Raw genomic sequence first — 15,759 nt, 5'->3', positions numbered from 1 at the left:
AGTAAGGACGCAAAATATCGGGAGGTGGTTAGGATTTTAGAAGTTGAACTAGTTCAATCGGATTTAGACGCGGGGATGTCAGTATCTGCAATCGGACGGAAATATGGAGTACATCACGAGACTGTTCGTAGGTTCATTAAGCGTAATTCCTTTGAAGATTACGTAGCTTTCGATGAAATTGAATATCACGCTATTCCTCCAGTACTGTTAGCGGATTGCTTCCATATTGATAGTCCGTATAAAGTTGTTCCGAACGAACCGGTATGCGAGTACGTAATGCGTAATTTTAACGTAGACATGCCCGGCATCACATCGCTTGCGGATGACTATCGTAGTGATTTGGAGCGAGAAGCACTTTCTCAATTCGTTGCGGATCACAGCCCGGACGATTTAAATAACGCAGCACTCACAGAATATCGGCATATCGTTCATTATATTTATAAACATTACGGCGGTTTCGATAATTTCCGAGCTTACCACAATATTTCGGTCCCATTAGTCGAATATACGTCCAGTTTGAATCGCTCGTATTTCGCAAGAATGGGCCATCGTTTTGAGTCGATGTTACACAAGTCTTTCCAAGTAATCGGCAGTCCCGTATCAACCACATACTATCAAGATGGCTGTCTACCTGATTTCGTTCTCGAAGACGAATGGCTCGACGCGAAACTATCAAAGAGTACAGCGTTTAATAGGGGATGCAAGACAATCGAAAAGTACACGCGCCACACCGACTACTTAACGTTAATCTACGCAATAGACGATATGCCTGACGATGACATTCCGGATTTACCCGAAGGCGTCCGTCTTGTGCACGTATTCGACTACTTTCCGGATATTTCACCGGGGCTACGTGACGAAATTCAGACGTTAATTGACGAAGTGTCAGCGCGAAAAGGAAGGACGGTGAAAACCGCATGACGGAAATCGGTAAGGCGCTGTGGATGGCGTATGTGGTTGTAATAGTTTGCATGTTACTGGCGCAAATGTGGCGGAGTGCGGGCGAGGAATGAGCGGGGAGGAGCGTTGACATGCCGAAAGATAAAGTCGTAATCGACTTCCGTGAGCGCCCGTTCTTCTTAATGACGCGCGATGTAGTCGACAAAGACACGAAGTTGGAAAAGCCAGTTGACATCGCAGTATATGCGGTCTTGTGTATGTACGCAGATAACAACGACAAGACATCGTACCCTAGCGTCGAAACTATCGCAAAGAAGGCGCGGTGTAGCGAGCGAGTAGCGCGTAGATCGTTGCAGAACTTGAAGGACGCCGGTTACATCGATATTCGTAAGAGAGCGGATGCGCGAGGGTTTCAGGCGTCGAATCAGTATGTATTATTGGACGTAGCCCTGTCGTAATTGACAGCCCGGCACTGTCGTTTTTGACAGCCTCGGGGTGACGGAAAGGACAGACGAACTATACTTACAGTTATCTATACTTATAGTTAACTAAACTAAACATACGTCGCAAAGGAAATAAGTGATAAAAGATAAGTTCAAGACCGTTGCTCGAAAACAAGTTTTCTCGCTATGTATCCTTTTAGAGAAACGCAATCTATATAAGAGATAGAAGGGCGCGCCAAATCTTTTAAAAGATAAAAGAAAACTAAAGCAAAAGAAAGGCGGCGGCCGCATCGCACTTCACCGGAGGACCAACACATAACGTAGTTTGCGCCCACCTTAGAGCGCTCCTAACCCGATTAGGAACAAACACTCACGGACGAGCCTACAAACGATTCTACGCGGTGAAATCCCGCTCAAAACAAGCGAAGGAGTGACGCAATCATGACGCAATTAAAACGGCTACAAGTAACACGCAAGCAAGCGGCGGCAGTCGAGCAATATCGGCAGGCAAGCGCCGGCAACGACTTTAACGCATATCTATTCGCAATTGTCGCGCTGAACGACGCAGGACTTTACGAAGCTGACGCGACAAGGGCGTTGGCAGTCGGTTACGTAATTACAAACGGGGAGGAATCGGAATGACAAACGGAAAAGTGAAGATACCGCAAAAGGTTATGGAAGCGATCGATAAATTGCTCGGAGGAATCGACGGTTATCATTTTACGAAATACGGAATACTTGCGCATTTAGATGACGCGAAAGAACTTGCTAAATTCGCGGAGTTGCGCGTGCTGAACGATTATTATAACTCGCTCGAAATGGATTCACAGCGCCATCCTAACGAGTTAATGCGCGCACTCGTCAACGGCTACGAAGTTGAAAAGACGCCGGAGGAAAAAGTGCGCGATTACTACGGCAAGATTAACGCATTAATCGCGGAGCACAGGTACTCGCACGACGTCGGAGTTCGCTTTGGAATCGAGAAAACACTCGACTTGCTCGGTATTAAAATCGAAGGAGTGAATGCGTAATGACAACGCCAGCTAAACGCACAATCGCAATCGACGCAGAATATCGCCTAGCATTTCCCGACGCGGACAATATCGTAATCGAGCGCCTTATCACGGTCGACCCGACGAAATCACCGGCATTCGATCCGGATAAACACGACGCAACAATCCGGCAGGAATGGCGGAGCGTCGGCAAATATTTCGCAACTATACCGCGCGCCCTCACGTTTCTGAACGAATATAAAATACGGACGGGCGACGCTACTACATTGCGCGAAGTCCTCGACGAATTACGCGCGTTTAAAGCGCACGTAGACGCGTTGTTGAGTGCGGAGGTATAAACGCTCGGACAAGCGGTTAGAAACGCGTAGGCACGGTGAAATCGCAGCAAAACTAAGGAGGAAACGGAATGAAACCACTTACAACGCAAGACCTCGAAGCAATCCGCAAGCGAGCGGAGGCGGCTACGGTGGGTCCGTGGAAATATAACGATCAGCACGGATATTTGGCGCCAGTAACACCGCAACGGGAAATATGCGCCATAACTAACGAAATAACGCGGTATTATGACGCCGAATTTATCGCCCATGCACGCGAGGACATTCCCGCGCTACTTGCGGAGGTTGAGCGGTTGCGGGACGAAATCGAATCACATGCGCCGCATGGACGTAATTATACGAATCAGCAGTATGTAGATTTACTGACCAAATACGAAGATATGACGTCGATTGCGTTATGGTCTACGCGCCGATTATCGCACAGACAGCACAAAGACTTCGCATATGACGCTATCGAGCGGAATCTTGGACGGGAGGTTGAGCGCGTATGATTCGGCGATTATTCTGCAGACATGCGTGGATGTGGGTCGGACGTGATTGGAAACTTTCTGCGCATGTATACGGATGTACAAAATGCGGAAAGGCAATGGGAGTATCCGACAGTAAGGGATTGCTGTGGAGATTGCGCAGAGAAATGAAAGGAGAGACGTTCGATGACTAAGCGATTCCCTACGGAAAAACTCGCAGTATTTAAAACAACCGTAGTAAATTCGAATAAGCTAAAACAGTACGCACAAGATAACGAACTGTACATCGAGACACACGTAACGATGGGCGGCATAGCAGTATATACGGAAATAGATTCGAATAAAATCGTAGAATTGCTCGGAGGCGTTAGCGAATGACTAAACTCGCACCTGCGAAAGACTGGCGGAATCGTCCGCTAGATACGTGGAATACGACTACTTTTCACGCTTACCTTGCGGACAAGCATAAGGAGTTATTCGGAATCGACTACGCACCTTTTCGCGGATGGACTGCGGAAAAGGGAATGATCGGCGATTTAATCGGCACACGAACGGGCAAGCCGCGCAAGGCATCGAATGAAGCGGTCAAGCGTTTTATCGATATTACCTTCGATAATTATACGCCTACACCGCAATATCCGGGCGTTAATTTCGGGTGGATATGGACGTATCGGAAAACGGACTGGCAACGGATACAAGCGGACGAGCTTGCGCAGGAAAGACGTAAGGCGAGCGTAGAAGAAGCGCCTGACCTCGAAGAACTGAACGGGTGGTGGTGACGGAATGGGAAACGGAAATTTATGCTTTAGTTGCTTCGATGATATTACGTTTCAATATCACGGGTATAACGCGGAGAAGTTCCAATCGGAAATAAATCGATATACTAACGCAATTTACGAAGGCTTGACGGTTAACTGCTCCCTTTGCGGACGTACAGCGAAATATAACCGCGACGAACCTTCGGGCAAGTGGCAACAAACGTACGAGGAGGCGGTAGGATGAAATGCATACTCGACGGCTTTAAACGCGGCGGCTGCGCTACTTGTCCGGCACAATGTCCGCATTTTATCGCCCTCTACGGACTAAACGGCAAGGGCGGCCGGATCGGCGCGGCGGGCATACCGGACGACTACCGCAATGTGACGCTCGCCAACTCGCCAGCGCGCGAGAGCCAAGCGGACATATACGCCAGTCTTGCGCGCTATGCCGACACGTTTGCAGGCAATGACGTAAAGAGCGCGTATTTATGGTCGGAATCTCCAGGTACGGGCAAGACTACGACGGCGGTTGCGCTACTGCACGAATATATTGCGCGCAACTATATCGCGGCGTTAAAGAGGGGCGAACAGCCGGCGCAAGTTATGGCGGTATTCCTCGATGTGAACGAGTTTCAGTCCGAATATAACCTCGCAGCTATGACGCATGACGAAGACGCAATGAAGCGGATCGGTGCGAAAATAAAGCGCGTACAGCAAGCGCCTTTCGCCGTTCTTGATGACGTTGGCGTGCGTAGCGCTACGGAGGCATTTTCTGCGTATTTACACGCAATTATCAATCACCGCGTCGCTAACGGACTGCCGACCGTGTATACGTCGAATGTCGCGATAGACGAGTTAAGGGACGTATTTACTGCGCGGTTGTATGACCGTATTCGCGATAATTGCGGCGTGATTCATTTCGGCGGAAGTAGTAAGCGTGGAAGACGTTAGTACGAAGGAGGTAATAATATCGACTACTTCGACAAGTTCAATATAGTCTGTGATAACTGCGGAAGCGTGTCTGTAAACGTGTATTTAACTAGCTCCCAAAACTTCGCAGTCATAAAAATCGAATGCGATGAATGCGGAAATGAAGAAGCGAAAGACAACGGTTAATTCGAAAGGAGGGCGCACATGCTCGAACCAATCGCGCAAATTGACGACTTAATCACGATCGAAGGATACGGCGACCGCGTATTCCGCGTAGACGGCTACACGCGCGAGGAATCGTACAACCGCGATTTTGAGGCGGAGGACATCTACTACGATTGCCATTGCGTCGTAACTGCGGAATATATGATGGCCGACCAAGCCGACGTTAAACTCGCCTGCAGAGCGGTCGAAGCTGACGCCTATTTGCACCACTATAAAATGCCGTCGTTTCTATCGCCATTGTTCGGAATACCATTTTATGCGGAGGTGGACGAAGTGTTTAAACCGAAGGTAAAAACGCCAGCCAAGCCGAAGGTTCTCACGCGTGCCGAAAAGATCGACGCGCTACTCGACGAAAGAAATAACGTAGGTTCTTCCGATGACTTCGTAACTGTTGCGGACATGGAAGCGTATAAGCAGCACAGATATGACGAAATTGATGCGCAAATAAAGGAGTTGACTGCGGATGGACAATCGTAGTTTTAAAGCGAAATCACTTGACGCGGTTAATTCGTGGACATTCGCAGAAATGGGCGAAAAGAAAGCGAAGAAGGAGCATAAAGCGGACATAAAACGTCGTAGGCGGACGTTAGAAAAACGCCATGCAGAAAAGGAGGTAGACGATGGAATACGCGAAACTGATGCTCAATAAAGTAATCGAAGAAAACGCAGTCGACGCCCTAACGCGCCATCAAATTACGCTCGACGACATGCCGTCCGACGTAGACCGCGCGACCTATCGTTTCGTAACGGATTATGCGGCGCAAAACGGCGGGCAGGCGCCGAGCTATTTGACGGTAGCTGCGGAAGTTTCGGGCTACGAATACTTGCCGGACGTGAGCGATCAATACGAATACCTCGCGCGTAAGATTAAGGACTTCACGGCACAGCGGCTAATATTGCGATGGTTCGAGACTGGCGAGTTCGAGCGCAAGCTAAACGAATTAGGCGGCGAAAGTTTCATAAATGACTACTTGCTTCCTGCGGCTGAATCGGTTAAACTTAGAACAAGCGTTCGAGAAAAGGTAGGAACGGACATAAAAGCGGATGGTTCGAAATTCCTAGACGAATATATTGAACGCAAGGAAGGACGCTCGTTCAAGTTATGGAAATCGAAGTTCCCGCTAATCAACGAACAAATAGGCGGCTATTTCAGCGGTAACATGTATACGTGGTATGGACGATCAGGGCGCGGTAAATCCGTTTTTACTATGGAAGAAATCGTAGAAGCAGCGTTTCAGGGCGCGACCGTACTCGTGTGGGCCATGGAAATGAGCCGCTTCGAATGGATGGCGCGTGCCTATTCGACAATCAGCGCAAGGGTTAGCGGAACGACCGAGAAAATAGACGGCATAGATTACGAGGTAGGTTTCGAGAATCGTGCGCTATTGTCCGGTAAGTTGTCGGAAGGTTACGAAGAAGGATTGCGCGTGTTCGTCGATAAGCTCGCAAAAGGCGAAATACTGCCCGGCAATATCATCTTACGCGCAGCGGACGACAGCGATTTCCTTACGCGCGATACGAAGCAACTTGCGGCAGACATTAAAGCTACGAAAGCAGACGTCGTACTGATTGATCCGATTTATCTAATGGACTTCGACGCAAATACGTCGCGAGTTGCGGGCGGAGACGTTGCGAATACGTCAAAACGCATACGGCGACTGTGCGGGTCGGAAAAAGCCGTTATTCATATCGTGACGCAAGCGGAAGAAGTTCGCGACGACACAGACGACGAGGGCGACCGTATCTTATGCCCGCCGAAACGCGCAGAAATAAAAAAATCGAAAGCTGTACTAGAGGACGCGACGAATACGTTCGGTATCGATTCGCTAAACGGAGAGGGAATTATTGAAATCGGCAAAGGTCGTAACGGAGGGGAAGGTACGCAAATAAACGTATTGTACTTACCTAACTTCGGGATTGTGCGCGAAATGGAAACGGGCGAGGCGGTTGCGGCGGACTTCGACTTCTAGTTAACTCTCGCGCCGATTTGACGTAGAATAATAGTAGGGAGCGCAAAATAAGTTGTTTCAAAACGGACGACTTTTGGTAGTACTTATTATACGCCGTGTGAATCCGATCGAGTTACGTACTATAGATAGTAGGAGGTGCATTTATGGCACTCGTAAAAATTCGCAATCAAACGCTCAACATCGACATCGCCGAGGAACTCGCGGAATACGACTTCGGCTACAATGCCGACTGGCGCGCGGACAAGCTAATCGCGCAATCACCGTTTCGCGACGACAGGACGCCTTCCTTTTACGTCCACCTTGCGGGTGAACACGCCGGCACATGGGGCGATAGCGGTTCCGGTCAAAAGGGCGGCTTGCTCGCACTACTTGCGGAGCTGCGCGGCGAAACGACCGAAGACGTTGCGGACTACCTGACGGCAAAGTACGGCGCGCCCACGCGTCAGGGCGAACCTATACGGATTAATGCGCCGCAATTACGCACGCGCCCAACGTACAACACGCCCGAACCCGTCACGCAAGCGGTAAGTCCTTATTTGCGGACGCGCGGCATAACGGATGACGTACAGCGGCTTTACGCGGTTGGCTACGGGGAAGACAAGCCAGGCTTTACGGCAATTCCGTGGCACACACCGGACAGCAAGCTCGCGAACATAAAATATCGCAGTACGCGCGGCAAGGACTTCTTCTACGTTAAAGGTGCGACGCCAATTGCCGATATAGTCTATGGGCTGGACGCGATAAACGAAAGGCGCGAAACTGTTGCGGTATTGTGCGAGGGCGAAATCGACGTAATGTCGTGGCGTGTTGCGGGTATTGCGGCAATTGCCGTCGGTAGTGCTTCGATCAGCCCTGCGCAAGTGGACGCAATAAAGCGGTCGAGCTTGCGCATGATAGCGTTGGGCGGCGACAATGACGCAGCGGGCCGGCGGCTGAACGAAAGAGCACGCGCGCAGTTAGCGGGACATTTGGAATTATGCGTTATTGAATACGGCGACTGCAACGACGCAAACGATTGTTTAATGCGTCACGGGCCGGATCAGTTACGTTATTTGTCAAACTTTTCCGTGTCTAAATTGCGTGAAAGTGCTATACAAATACCGAAATTGGCGGTAAAATAAGGGGCGAGCGGATAAAATATTACGGATTGTCGAAATTTGGAATAAACGTCTTTACAACGTACTACTATCGCGTTATGATGTAACGGCGACGAAAGGTAAACAAAACGTTACCTTGCGCCCGGACGGTAAGAACCCGTCCCGACCTGCGATACTGCGCATTAAGATACTTCGAACTCGTAGAGGTCGTCGAGCGAACAATTCAGCGCAATAGCGAATTTAGCCATCGTACCTACGTTCATTAGGCGCCTATTATTCTCGTAGGCGGAGATAGTTTTCTCGCTAATGCCCGTCCTAACTTCGAGGTCGTATTGCGTATAGCCGCGCGCAGTCCGGAGGTCGTACAACTTACAGCGCAGTGTAACGTTTATCACCGACCACCTCCGCGGATAATTTTACCATAACGGAGGGGATAAACGTAAGCCAAATAAAAAGACGCCCGATTAGGCGTCAGTATTGCGGATTATTTCGACTACGGATTCGATAGGTAAGTCGAGGTGTAGGCATATACTTGCGATGTGCTCCAACTTTACAGGCCGATCATTATTTAGCGCAACTCCAACATTTGTCGAGAGACCAAGCTCGGACGTAATCCTCTTGATTGAAAGACCCTTTAGGTCCAAGTAATCCCTTAACGGTTTGAATGTGAACATTAATACCCACTCCCTATGTAAATTGTAAGATAAATGGTTTGACTTTCTCAAGCTATTATATTATGATTCAATTAATAAGTAAATAGCCGAAAAAACTTTTGAAGAAATGTCCCATATTGCTAGGTGACTGTCCCCTTCTATAGTATAAGGCGAAATAAAAGGAGGAAGTAAGTTGATCGCAAGTAAAAACTTAATATTTATCAAAGCCGCGATGCAAAACAAAACCGTTGTAAGTTTAGTAGAAAAAGCATCTGCGGAAATTTGGTACAAGCTGCCCGACGCAACATCATTTGAGCATACTTGTTATGTATCTATTGGCAAGGAGATAGTCGAGAAGGAAATAAAGTCGGTAGCAGCAATTGCACGATATTGCATTAACCGCGCGGCAGCTCGACATTTAAAGCGTAGCAAGTACGAAGCTCCTACATCATTCAGAGATTTGGCAATCTCAAAGGGTAATGACGAGGAAAGTGCCGAGTACGAAGCGGAGGACGTTTTGGCGAACGTCGAAAATGCATTGGTAATGAAAGAAACGCAAAAAGAAACGATCTCCCTGTTGGCGCAAGGAGACCGTCGCAGAAACTTAGTTTTGAACGCTTGGGCAAATGGATTTACGGATAGTCGAGAAATTTCCAGTATCTTGGCGGATACATTAGGCGGAAAATCCGAATCACACCGAAAATTCATTACGCGATTCAAAACAGAATGTAGAGCGGTATTAACCGCATAACAATGGTGTCTTATTTAGTTGCGGGTAATATTTCATATAAGTACTTTATTAAGTATTTATAAAAATACTATCCGCAAGCTATTATACCACCGTTGACTATAGTATACAACTACTTTTAGGAGGTATATAGAAATGTTTATACACGTTATGGAAAATTTAGGTGCTAATGTAACGCAATCACAACGCAATATCGACGAAGCTAAACTAACATATGCGGAATATCACGGCGATATTCCTTGCGATGACGATCCGGCGGACTACTACACGCCAGCCCTGAAAGGGGTGCGCCTCGCATGACGACATTAACTGGCAAGCGTGCGTATGCTTGCACGGAACACGCGAAGCAGCGCGCAACTGAACGGCTTGGCATCGATTACGCCGACGCGCATCGCCAGCTCATGAACTACATGCAGACGGCGGTTTACCGCGGCGCAACGTCCAACAGTCGCATCTTCGACCACTATAAGTCACGGACGCGCCTCGTACTCGATCCGGTCAAGGACGTAATTATCACGGTTTACAGCCTCGATGACATTGCGCAACACCGTGGGTTCGAGCCGCAAACCGGCGCACTCACCGACGTAATCCGCACGACAATCGAGCGCGAACTACGCAAGGCGCGCCGAACGTTTAAACGGTCTTACAGGCAGTATACCCTCCGGCTTGCGGACTTAAACGTAGAAATTGCGGAGTTATTTCGTAATAAAGTACGCTGCAAACATCCGGGTACGCAGGCGCTAATACAAGCGCAAATTGACGTATTGGAAGACGAAGCGCGGGCGGTTCAGAACGCAATGCAAACGCAAGAGTCCGAATATCGCGCCATCGAGCAAGAGGCTTCGGTATATCTACGGACGGAAGGCGAAATGGTTTCGTAAAGTTGACGAAAGTTTGACGTAATAAAGCCGGCACTTGCGTCGGCTACATCGTTCAACTACCGATACAATACGCCCTTGCGTAGCAGGGAGCGTTGTAAAGGTTAATGCGCATAGTTGAGCGGTGTAGCGGGCGCAAGAGTGGACGCACACTTGACGGGCAACGCGTGGACGCACGCAACGCCTTTACCGATAAAACACACGCAAAGGGGACGTTAAATTGACGAACTACACAGCAGGAGCAGACGCTCTCAACGCATTAAACCGATCCGACGACGCAGGCACGGCGAATGAGTTTACGAGCTTTAAAAGCGGTACAACGTTCTTCGTTAAAGCGCTCGGCACAGCGGACTTGATTCAGTTTTTCAGCTACGGCATTTTCAATAAGGTAAATTCGTTCGTTGCCGACAAGCCCTCGAAGAAATCCGCGAAAGGCTATCCGGTTGACGACTTAACCGTTTGGGATCGCGCTTGGAAGCATCATAAGGACTTGTCGCAAGAGTTCAACGATTACCACGGTCAAGAGGCGTCTAAATACCGTTGCAAGGAACGTTTTGCGATGGGCTTCTACGACCTAACGACGGGCGAACTAATCGTCATTGACGTATCGAAGAAGCAAGCGCAAGCAATCCACGCAATCATCGTCAAGAACGAGAAGCGCCTCGACAAAATGGCGTTCGAACTATCGAAGCAAGGTAGCGGAACGTCGACAACGGTCAGTTTGTCGCCGGTCATGTTCCCTGACGAGGACTTGACGGACGTACAGCGCGCCAACCTCGACAAAGCGCCGGACAAGTTCGATATGTCGCGATTCGACGGTATTCTGTTCGAAGCGGACGAGAAGCAGCAAATCGAAAACTTGATTCAGGCGGGCTTCGATATCGCGCTAATCGGGTTGGAACGGCCTGCAATCGGAGAGTCAGCATCGACGAATGACCCGTTTGCTCAAGGCGAAGGACCAATCGAAGTAAGCGACGATGACTTGCCGTTCTAACCGACGGCAGGTTTCTCGCAAACTATAACGAGGAAGGAAGGCGGACAACATCGCACATGAAACGCAGGTAACAGGCGCAATCAGCGAGCTAACGGCAGCTTCGCTACTTATGACGCAACTGGGCTACGAGGTCGCCAAGCCGCTAGTCGCGGAGGTCTACGATTTCCTAGCGCGCGATCCGGCAAACGGCGAAACTTATCGCGTACAAGTGAAAACCCTTCGCGTACGGACAGACCGCGACAATGCGCTCGTAGTCTATGCGCGCAAAGGTAACGGCGAGCCGTATACGCCGGACGAAGTAGACTTAATAATCGGAGTCGACCATACTCGTGCTTTTATGTTCGAGTGTACGGGATTATCCGAATATTGGAGTACGGAGCAGACGGCGCGCAAGCGGTGGATTCTATTAAAAAACGACGAAAAGGCGGCGGTTTGAGGATGGCAAAACTTACAGGCGTAAAGACGATCGATATGGTTAACGGCGAAATTACGAAGATTGAGTATGATGGCGCGGAGTATGCGAAGGTTGACGAACATGCGCAAGCTGGCGACGTTGTGCAAGTCGTCGGAAGGTCGTGGGGAACTATCGAAAAAGGCGACTTCTATATTGCGAAATATACAGACGGTAGATTTACGCATATTGAGTTTCCGAGGCGCGCAAACGGCTATACGTCAGACTTCGAAGTATTCCGCAAAATCACCGCAGACAAGCCCGCACTCGACTCGCGAGTTGACGCATTGGAAGAACGCGTTGATAAGCTAGAAGGCAAGGCAGGTAACGCGCCAGCCAAGCCGCAATACAAAACGGAAAATCGCCACGCAAAAGTGGGCGAGCGGATTTTGATTGCGAATGCTACGCAAACGGACGGTAAGTATGCGAATGGCGACGTACTTACGGTTAAGGAAGCGGATATATGGCGATTTGCAGGCGGAGGCGGAACAGTACACGTCGAAGAACACGATCGGCAGATTTATCCGGAAGAATACGCAGTCATCGTCGAAGACACTGCGCCGGCCAACGCAAAGCCAGCGCAAACAATCGAACACAACGGCGCAACCTACGAACTAGTTTCGCGCAAAGCACAGCCGGGCGATGTCGTAGTGTTTACGGAGAACGAATACCGCTGTTTAGAAAACGGTACGCCGTACAAAGTCGAAGATGGCGGAGGCATTACGGATCGTGACGGCGATTACGCGGCGGTATACAACCGATTTAACGGACGCACGGAAGCGAACGTACTCGTATACGCGCCGGTTGCGCAGCCGAAGCCAAAGACGGGCGACATCGTAGTCATTACGGCGAATACGAGCTACTCGAACAATAAAGTCGGAGACATCGGGAAGGTCGGACGCATCGCAGAAGGCATGTCACGCGCCGAGGTCTTAGTTCCCGGCGGACCTACAAGGTCTGTTTGGACGGAGTTTGCCGAAATGCGCCTCGCCACGCCTGCGGAAGTTGCGGAGTATGAAGTAAATGCGAAGCCTGCTGCGAAGCCGAAAACGCCAAAACTGTCCGAAGGCGACTACGCTAAGACGCTAAAGGACGGCGAGTTCGGCGACATTAAAGCGGGCACGATCGTAGAAATCACCGACCTTGATTGCGGAGACTCATACGATTCTTACGAAATTTGCGCCGAACTACCGGACGGCGGCGAACACGACTACTTCCGTCCGCAAGACCTCGAAAAGCTCGACGGTAAAGACGTAGCATTTGCGAAACTTGGGCGCAAGCCTAACGAGTTCAAGAAGGGCGATATTGTACGCGTCCTAGACGACGAAGAATATCCGGAATTGAACGGTAAACTAGCCGAAGTAAGTCGGGAGCCTTACGGTTCGTGTGGCGGAGGGAACGTGGAATTAAACGAAGGAACTGCGCTTGTACTAGGCGAAGACATCAAACTAATCGCGCCAGTAGAATCGCGTGTTGACGTGGTGTGAATACGTGCCACTGCGGTAAGGAATTGAACGCAACTGAACCGCACACAGACGCGACATACGACGAGCATACGCAACGTTACTACTGCTCGTCGGACTGCTTCCGCGATTGGGCGGACGAGCATTACGAGGAAGTTATCGCGTACTATGAGCGAATGAATATTCATTGACGGAGGCGATGCGTAAATGAAAGACGTAAAGTTGACGTTAAACCTACGTAGCCCGACAGCAGAGGCGAGCGCAAGTGTCGCAAAGGCAGCAGCCACTAAGCGGGCGAATACCGAAACGTTAGACGAAGCGTGGGCGCGCATACTTGCGACGAAGTTATCCGATTTAGACCGCGCTAGGCTTGCGTCTGTCCGCGCGGCAATGGACGCAGGCAAGCTAGGACGCGACCCTGCGGACTTAACTACGAAGACTGGCCGACCAAAACGTTTCAGCAAGGCGGAGGCATTGCGGTTGTATGCGGTACTCGAAGAACAAACGCGTGTCGAACGCTTGGCGGAAATGGTCGAGAACAAGCCGGACAACTACGTTCTGATTACGGACAAGACAGCGCTGCAAGATGCAATAGACGTGATGTCGCGCGAAACACTAGTCGTATTTGACGTAGAGACAACGGGCGTAGACGTTTATCGCGACAAGATCGTCGGTCATGTACTTTCGGCAACTAGCGCGGACGTGCACTACTACATTCCGACCGACCATCAGGACGCTAGTAAACCGCAACTAGACCGCGATTACGTAGCCAGCGCGCTAAAGCCGTTATACGAGAACGCGGACATCGGCTTCATTGCGCACAACGCGAAGTTCGACCTGCAAATGCTGCGCAATAACTTCGGCATTGACGTGAAGAACCTCGCGTGGGACTCGCAAGAAGCTATGATTCTATTGAACGAAAACGAGCCGTCTAAGGCGCTGAAAGTGCTTGCGACGAAGTATCTGCGAGATGAATCGTACACATACGGCCAGCTATTCGGCGACCGCGGCTTTGACGAAGTTGACTTGACGACTGCGCTTGCATACGCGGCAAAGGACGGCGACATAACGTACAGGCTTTACGAGTTCCAGCGCGAACACCTCGCACAGCACGGCAATATGCTGCGCTACTTCGAAACGGTTGAAATGCCGCTATTAAAGATCGTGTCCGATATGGAGCTACGTGGCTACGACATCGACACAGATTATGCGTCTATTATTGCGGAGGACTTGCGCAAGCAGGCGGAAGCGGCGCATAAACGCGTTGTGGCTGCGCTCGGCGACGACGTAAACCTTAATAGTCCTGCGCAACTAAAGACGGCTATCGAGACGCACGTCGGCAAGACAATCGCGGACACGGACGCAAAGAAGACGCTAAAGCCGCTCGCAAAAGACTGGCCGATCATTGCGGACTTGCTCGAATATCGCGAAGTTACGAAACTACTATCGACTTACTACGACGCGCTTCCGTCATTGATTAACGAGCGCACGGGACGCATTCATACGCGGTTGCACCAAAACGGCGCAAAGACAGGGCGTTTCAGTTCGGGCGGAAGCGGCAGTTTTAACATACAGAATCAGAGCGGAGAAGCGCGCAAAATGTTCGTAGCTCCTCCGGGCAAGTTTATCGTCAATGCCGACTTCTCGGCGCAAGAGGTGCGGATTATTGCGTCGGTTTCGCAAGAAGAAGTCCTGCTCGACGCCTTTGCGCGGGGCGTGGACGCCTATGCGACGCTGGCGAGCGAGTTCTTCGGCAAGCCGTACGAAGAGTGCTACAAAATGCCGGACGGTAGCGATACGCCCGAGCGGAAGATGATGAAGGTCGTACTATTGTCGTCCATGTACGGCGCAAGTAAGTACGGCTTATCGGAATCGCTCGGCATTAGCGTAGAAAAGGCGGAACAGTTCCGGCTAGACTTCTTCGCGAAGTATCGTAAGATTGCGCAGTTTATCGAGGATACGCAGGCGTTTGCTAAACGCGAAGGCTTCGTATGGATTGGCGACGAGGACCGTAAGCGGCGACTGCCCGAGGCGCGTCAGAAGGAAAAGCGCATACCCTACGGCAAATGGAACGATCCGAAATACAAGAAGGCGCGAGAAGTTAATAGCGAGATACGGCGGGCAATGCGACAAGGGCCGAATGCGCGAATACAAGGACTGGCCGCGATACAGACGAAAGTTACGATGGTTGCGCTCGATGCGCTACTCAAACGCAAGGGGTGGGAATGGTTTGCGCCAATACACGACGAGCTGGCGTTCATTACAGACGACGCACTCACTGCGGAAGACATTGCGGAAATCGATCGTGTTATGACGCATTCATACCTGTTGCCGGGCGTTGAGAACGGGACCGACATCGAAATACAGCGCCGTTGGTCGGACAGCATTACGGCGCGTGACTACCTCGCAGGCAAAGCGGTTCCTGCGCTATAAA

Annotated in this window: 23 protein-coding genes; 22 read left to right on the top strand and 1 reads right to left on the bottom strand. The window is 50.3% G+C overall.

Going from position 1 to position 15,759, the window contains the following annotated elements; all coding sequences use genetic code 11:
* The first annotated feature begins 24 nt into the window (after nucleotides 1-24).
* The 15 genes from ACTHPA_RS12465 (at nucleotide 25) to ACTHPA_RS12395 (ending at nucleotide 8,162) form a co-directional block, all read left to right on the top strand.
* Nucleotides 25-921, top strand: coding sequence for a helix-turn-helix domain-containing protein (locus tag ACTHPA_RS12465; RefSeq protein WP_440500628.1), 897 nt, complete (start codon nucleotides 25-27; stop codon nucleotides 919-921).
* A 110-nt stretch (nucleotides 922-1,031) separates the two neighbouring features.
* Nucleotides 1,032-1,358, top strand: a complete 327-nt coding sequence (locus tag ACTHPA_RS12460; protein WP_440500626.1) for a helix-turn-helix domain-containing protein — start codon at nucleotides 1,032-1,034, stop codon at nucleotides 1,356-1,358.
* 426 nt (nucleotides 1,359-1,784) lie between these two features.
* On the top strand, nucleotides 1,785-1,985 hold the full coding sequence (locus ACTHPA_RS12455) for a hypothetical protein (protein WP_440500624.1): 201 nt from the start codon (nucleotides 1,785-1,787) through the stop codon (nucleotides 1,983-1,985).
* Nucleotides 1,982-2,374, top strand: coding sequence for a hypothetical protein (locus tag ACTHPA_RS12450; protein WP_440500623.1), 393 nt, complete (start codon nucleotides 1,982-1,984; stop codon nucleotides 2,372-2,374). The genes ACTHPA_RS12455 and ACTHPA_RS12450 overlap by 4 nt, the downstream gene beginning before the upstream one ends.
* A complete protein-coding gene (locus tag ACTHPA_RS12445; protein ID WP_440500621.1) occupies nucleotides 2,374-2,694 on the top strand; it encodes a hypothetical protein in 321 nt (106 codons plus the stop codon). The genes ACTHPA_RS12450 and ACTHPA_RS12445 overlap by 1 nt, the downstream gene beginning before the upstream one ends.
* A gap of 68 nt (nucleotides 2,695-2,762) precedes the next feature.
* Complete coding sequence (locus ACTHPA_RS12440; protein WP_440500620.1) at nucleotides 2,763-3,182, top strand: hypothetical protein; 420 nt, start codon at nucleotides 2,763-2,765, stop codon at nucleotides 3,180-3,182.
* Entirely contained in the window at nucleotides 3,179-3,352 is a 174-nt protein-coding gene (locus ACTHPA_RS12435) for a hypothetical protein (protein WP_440500618.1), read from the top strand. Before ACTHPA_RS12440 ends, ACTHPA_RS12435 begins: the two co-directional genes overlap by 4 nt.
* Complete coding sequence (locus tag ACTHPA_RS12430; RefSeq protein ID WP_440500617.1) at nucleotides 3,345-3,536, top strand: hypothetical protein; 192 nt, start codon at nucleotides 3,345-3,347, stop codon at nucleotides 3,534-3,536. The genes ACTHPA_RS12435 and ACTHPA_RS12430 overlap by 8 nt, the downstream gene beginning before the upstream one ends.
* On the top strand, nucleotides 3,533-3,937 hold the full coding sequence (locus ACTHPA_RS12425) for a hypothetical protein (RefSeq protein ID WP_440500616.1): 405 nt from the start codon (nucleotides 3,533-3,535) through the stop codon (nucleotides 3,935-3,937). The genes ACTHPA_RS12430 and ACTHPA_RS12425 overlap by 4 nt, the downstream gene beginning before the upstream one ends.
* 4 nt (nucleotides 3,938-3,941) lie before the next feature.
* Entirely contained in the window at nucleotides 3,942-4,160 is a 219-nt protein-coding gene (locus tag ACTHPA_RS12420) for a hypothetical protein (RefSeq protein WP_440500615.1), read from the top strand.
* Nucleotides 4,157-4,867, top strand: coding sequence for a DNA replication protein (locus ACTHPA_RS12415; protein WP_440500613.1), 711 nt, complete (start codon nucleotides 4,157-4,159; stop codon nucleotides 4,865-4,867). Before ACTHPA_RS12420 ends, ACTHPA_RS12415 begins: the two co-directional genes overlap by 4 nt.
* A 183-nt stretch (nucleotides 4,868-5,050) precedes the next feature.
* Entirely contained in the window at nucleotides 5,051-5,548 is a 498-nt protein-coding gene (locus tag ACTHPA_RS12410; RefSeq protein WP_440500611.1) for a hypothetical protein, read from the top strand.
* Nucleotides 5,535-5,720 (top strand): hypothetical protein, encoded by a 186-nt coding sequence (locus tag ACTHPA_RS12405; RefSeq protein WP_440500610.1) that lies wholly within the window; start codon nucleotides 5,535-5,537, stop codon nucleotides 5,718-5,720. The genes ACTHPA_RS12410 and ACTHPA_RS12405 overlap by 14 nt, the downstream gene beginning before the upstream one ends.
* On the top strand, nucleotides 5,692-7,041 hold the full coding sequence (locus ACTHPA_RS12400) for an AAA family ATPase (protein ID WP_440500608.1): 1,350 nt from the start codon (nucleotides 5,692-5,694) through the stop codon (nucleotides 7,039-7,041). The genes ACTHPA_RS12405 and ACTHPA_RS12400 overlap by 29 nt, the downstream gene beginning before the upstream one ends.
* Before the next feature lie 143 nt (nucleotides 7,042-7,184).
* Nucleotides 7,185-8,162 carry a toprim domain-containing protein gene (locus tag ACTHPA_RS12395; RefSeq protein WP_440500607.1) on the top strand — a complete coding sequence of 326 codons (978 nt, stop codon included), beginning with the start codon at nucleotides 7,185-7,187 and terminating at the stop codon, nucleotides 8,160-8,162.
* Nucleotides 8,163-8,320: 158 nt separating this feature from the next.
* Here ACTHPA_RS12395 and ACTHPA_RS12390 read toward each other — a convergent pair whose 3' ends face one another.
* On the bottom strand, nucleotides 8,321-8,533 hold the full coding sequence (locus ACTHPA_RS12390) for a helix-turn-helix transcriptional regulator (RefSeq protein WP_440500605.1): 213 nt from the start codon (nucleotides 8,531-8,533) through the stop codon (nucleotides 8,321-8,323).
* A 451-nt stretch (nucleotides 8,534-8,984) separates the two neighbouring features.
* On the opposite strand from ACTHPA_RS12390, the gene ACTHPA_RS12385 reads away from it, so the two are divergent.
* The 7 genes from ACTHPA_RS12385 to ACTHPA_RS12355 all read left to right on the top strand — a co-directional run bounded on the left by ACTHPA_RS12385 (nucleotide 8,985) and on the right by ACTHPA_RS12355 (nucleotide 15,758).
* Entirely contained in the window at nucleotides 8,985-9,542 is a 558-nt protein-coding gene (locus tag ACTHPA_RS12385) for a hypothetical protein (protein ID WP_440500604.1), read from the top strand.
* 132 nt (nucleotides 9,543-9,674) lie between these two features.
* A complete protein-coding gene (locus tag ACTHPA_RS12380; protein ID WP_440500603.1) occupies nucleotides 9,675-9,839 on the top strand; it encodes a hypothetical protein in 165 nt (54 codons plus the stop codon).
* Nucleotides 9,836-10,420, top strand: coding sequence for a hypothetical protein (locus tag ACTHPA_RS12375; protein WP_440500602.1), 585 nt, complete (start codon nucleotides 9,836-9,838; stop codon nucleotides 10,418-10,420). Before ACTHPA_RS12380 ends, ACTHPA_RS12375 begins: the two co-directional genes overlap by 4 nt.
* Before the next feature lie 217 nt (nucleotides 10,421-10,637).
* Nucleotides 10,638-11,411 (top strand): hypothetical protein, encoded by a 774-nt coding sequence (locus tag ACTHPA_RS12370; protein WP_440500601.1) that lies wholly within the window; start codon nucleotides 10,638-10,640, stop codon nucleotides 11,409-11,411.
* A gap of 109 nt (nucleotides 11,412-11,520) precedes the next feature.
* A complete protein-coding gene (locus tag ACTHPA_RS12365) occupies nucleotides 11,521-11,847 on the top strand; it encodes a hypothetical protein (protein ID WP_440500600.1) in 327 nt (108 codons plus the stop codon).
* Nucleotides 11,848-11,849: 2 nt separating this feature from the next.
* Complete coding sequence (locus ACTHPA_RS12360; RefSeq protein WP_440500599.1) at nucleotides 11,850-13,349, top strand: hypothetical protein; 1,500 nt, start codon at nucleotides 11,850-11,852, stop codon at nucleotides 13,347-13,349.
* Nucleotides 13,350-13,532: 183 nt separating this feature from the next.
* Nucleotides 13,533-15,758 (top strand): DNA polymerase, encoded by a 2,226-nt coding sequence (locus ACTHPA_RS12355; RefSeq protein WP_440500598.1) that lies wholly within the window; start codon nucleotides 13,533-13,535, stop codon nucleotides 15,756-15,758.
* The last annotated feature ends 1 nt before the right edge of the window (nucleotide 15,759 follow it).

Origin of the sequence: Sporosarcina sp. SAFN-015 (assembly GCF_051966875.1) — a bacterium.
In the GTDB taxonomy this organism is placed as follows: Bacteria; Bacillota; Bacilli; order Bacillales_A; family Planococcaceae; genus Sporosarcina.
The sequence above is the reverse complement of the archived record's forward strand: the minus strand, read 5'-3'. Positions and strand labels throughout refer to the sequence as shown.

Excerpts from the sequence above, each read along its gene's own strand:
- ACTHPA_RS12460 (WP_440500626.1), top strand. The coding sequence starts at position 1,032 with ATGCCGAAAGATAAAGTCGTAATCGACTTCCGTGAGCGCCCGTTCTTC.
- ACTHPA_RS12455 (WP_440500624.1), top strand. The coding sequence starts at position 1,785 with ATGACGCAATTAAAACGGCTACAAGTAACACGCAAGCAAGCGGCGGCA.
- ACTHPA_RS12450 (WP_440500623.1), top strand. The coding sequence starts at position 1,982 with ATGACAAACGGAAAAGTGAAGATACCGCAAAAGGTTATGGAAGCGATC.
- ACTHPA_RS12445 (WP_440500621.1), top strand. The coding sequence starts at position 2,374 with ATGACAACGCCAGCTAAACGCACAATCGCAATCGACGCAGAATATCGC.
- ACTHPA_RS12440 (WP_440500620.1), top strand. The coding sequence starts at position 2,763 with ATGAAACCACTTACAACGCAAGACCTCGAAGCAATCCGCAAGCGAGCG.
- ACTHPA_RS12435 (WP_440500618.1), top strand. The coding sequence starts at position 3,179 with ATGATTCGGCGATTATTCTGCAGACATGCGTGGATGTGGGTCGGACGT.
- ACTHPA_RS12430 (WP_440500617.1), top strand. The coding sequence starts at position 3,345 with ATGACTAAGCGATTCCCTACGGAAAAACTCGCAGTATTTAAAACAACC.
- ACTHPA_RS12425 (WP_440500616.1), top strand. The coding sequence starts at position 3,533 with ATGACTAAACTCGCACCTGCGAAAGACTGGCGGAATCGTCCGCTAGAT.
- ACTHPA_RS12420 (WP_440500615.1), top strand. The coding sequence starts at position 3,942 with ATGGGAAACGGAAATTTATGCTTTAGTTGCTTCGATGATATTACGTTT.
- ACTHPA_RS12415 (WP_440500613.1), top strand. The coding sequence starts at position 4,157 with ATGAAATGCATACTCGACGGCTTTAAACGCGGCGGCTGCGCTACTTGT.
- ACTHPA_RS12410 (WP_440500611.1), top strand. The coding sequence starts at position 5,051 with ATGCTCGAACCAATCGCGCAAATTGACGACTTAATCACGATCGAAGGA.
- ACTHPA_RS12405 (WP_440500610.1), top strand. The coding sequence starts at position 5,535 with ATGGACAATCGTAGTTTTAAAGCGAAATCACTTGACGCGGTTAATTCG.
- ACTHPA_RS12400 (WP_440500608.1), top strand. The coding sequence starts at position 5,692 with ATGGAATACGCGAAACTGATGCTCAATAAAGTAATCGAAGAAAACGCA.
- ACTHPA_RS12395 (WP_440500607.1), top strand. The coding sequence starts at position 7,185 with ATGGCACTCGTAAAAATTCGCAATCAAACGCTCAACATCGACATCGCC.
- ACTHPA_RS12380 (WP_440500603.1), top strand. The coding sequence starts at position 9,675 with ATGTTTATACACGTTATGGAAAATTTAGGTGCTAATGTAACGCAATCA.
- ACTHPA_RS12375 (WP_440500602.1), top strand. The coding sequence starts at position 9,836 with ATGACGACATTAACTGGCAAGCGTGCGTATGCTTGCACGGAACACGCG.
- ACTHPA_RS12365 (WP_440500600.1), top strand. The coding sequence starts at position 11,521 with ATGACGCAACTGGGCTACGAGGTCGCCAAGCCGCTAGTCGCGGAGGTC.
- ACTHPA_RS12360 (WP_440500599.1), top strand. The coding sequence starts at position 11,850 with ATGGCAAAACTTACAGGCGTAAAGACGATCGATATGGTTAACGGCGAA.
- ACTHPA_RS12355 (WP_440500598.1), top strand. The coding sequence starts at position 13,533 with ATGAAAGACGTAAAGTTGACGTTAAACCTACGTAGCCCGACAGCAGAG.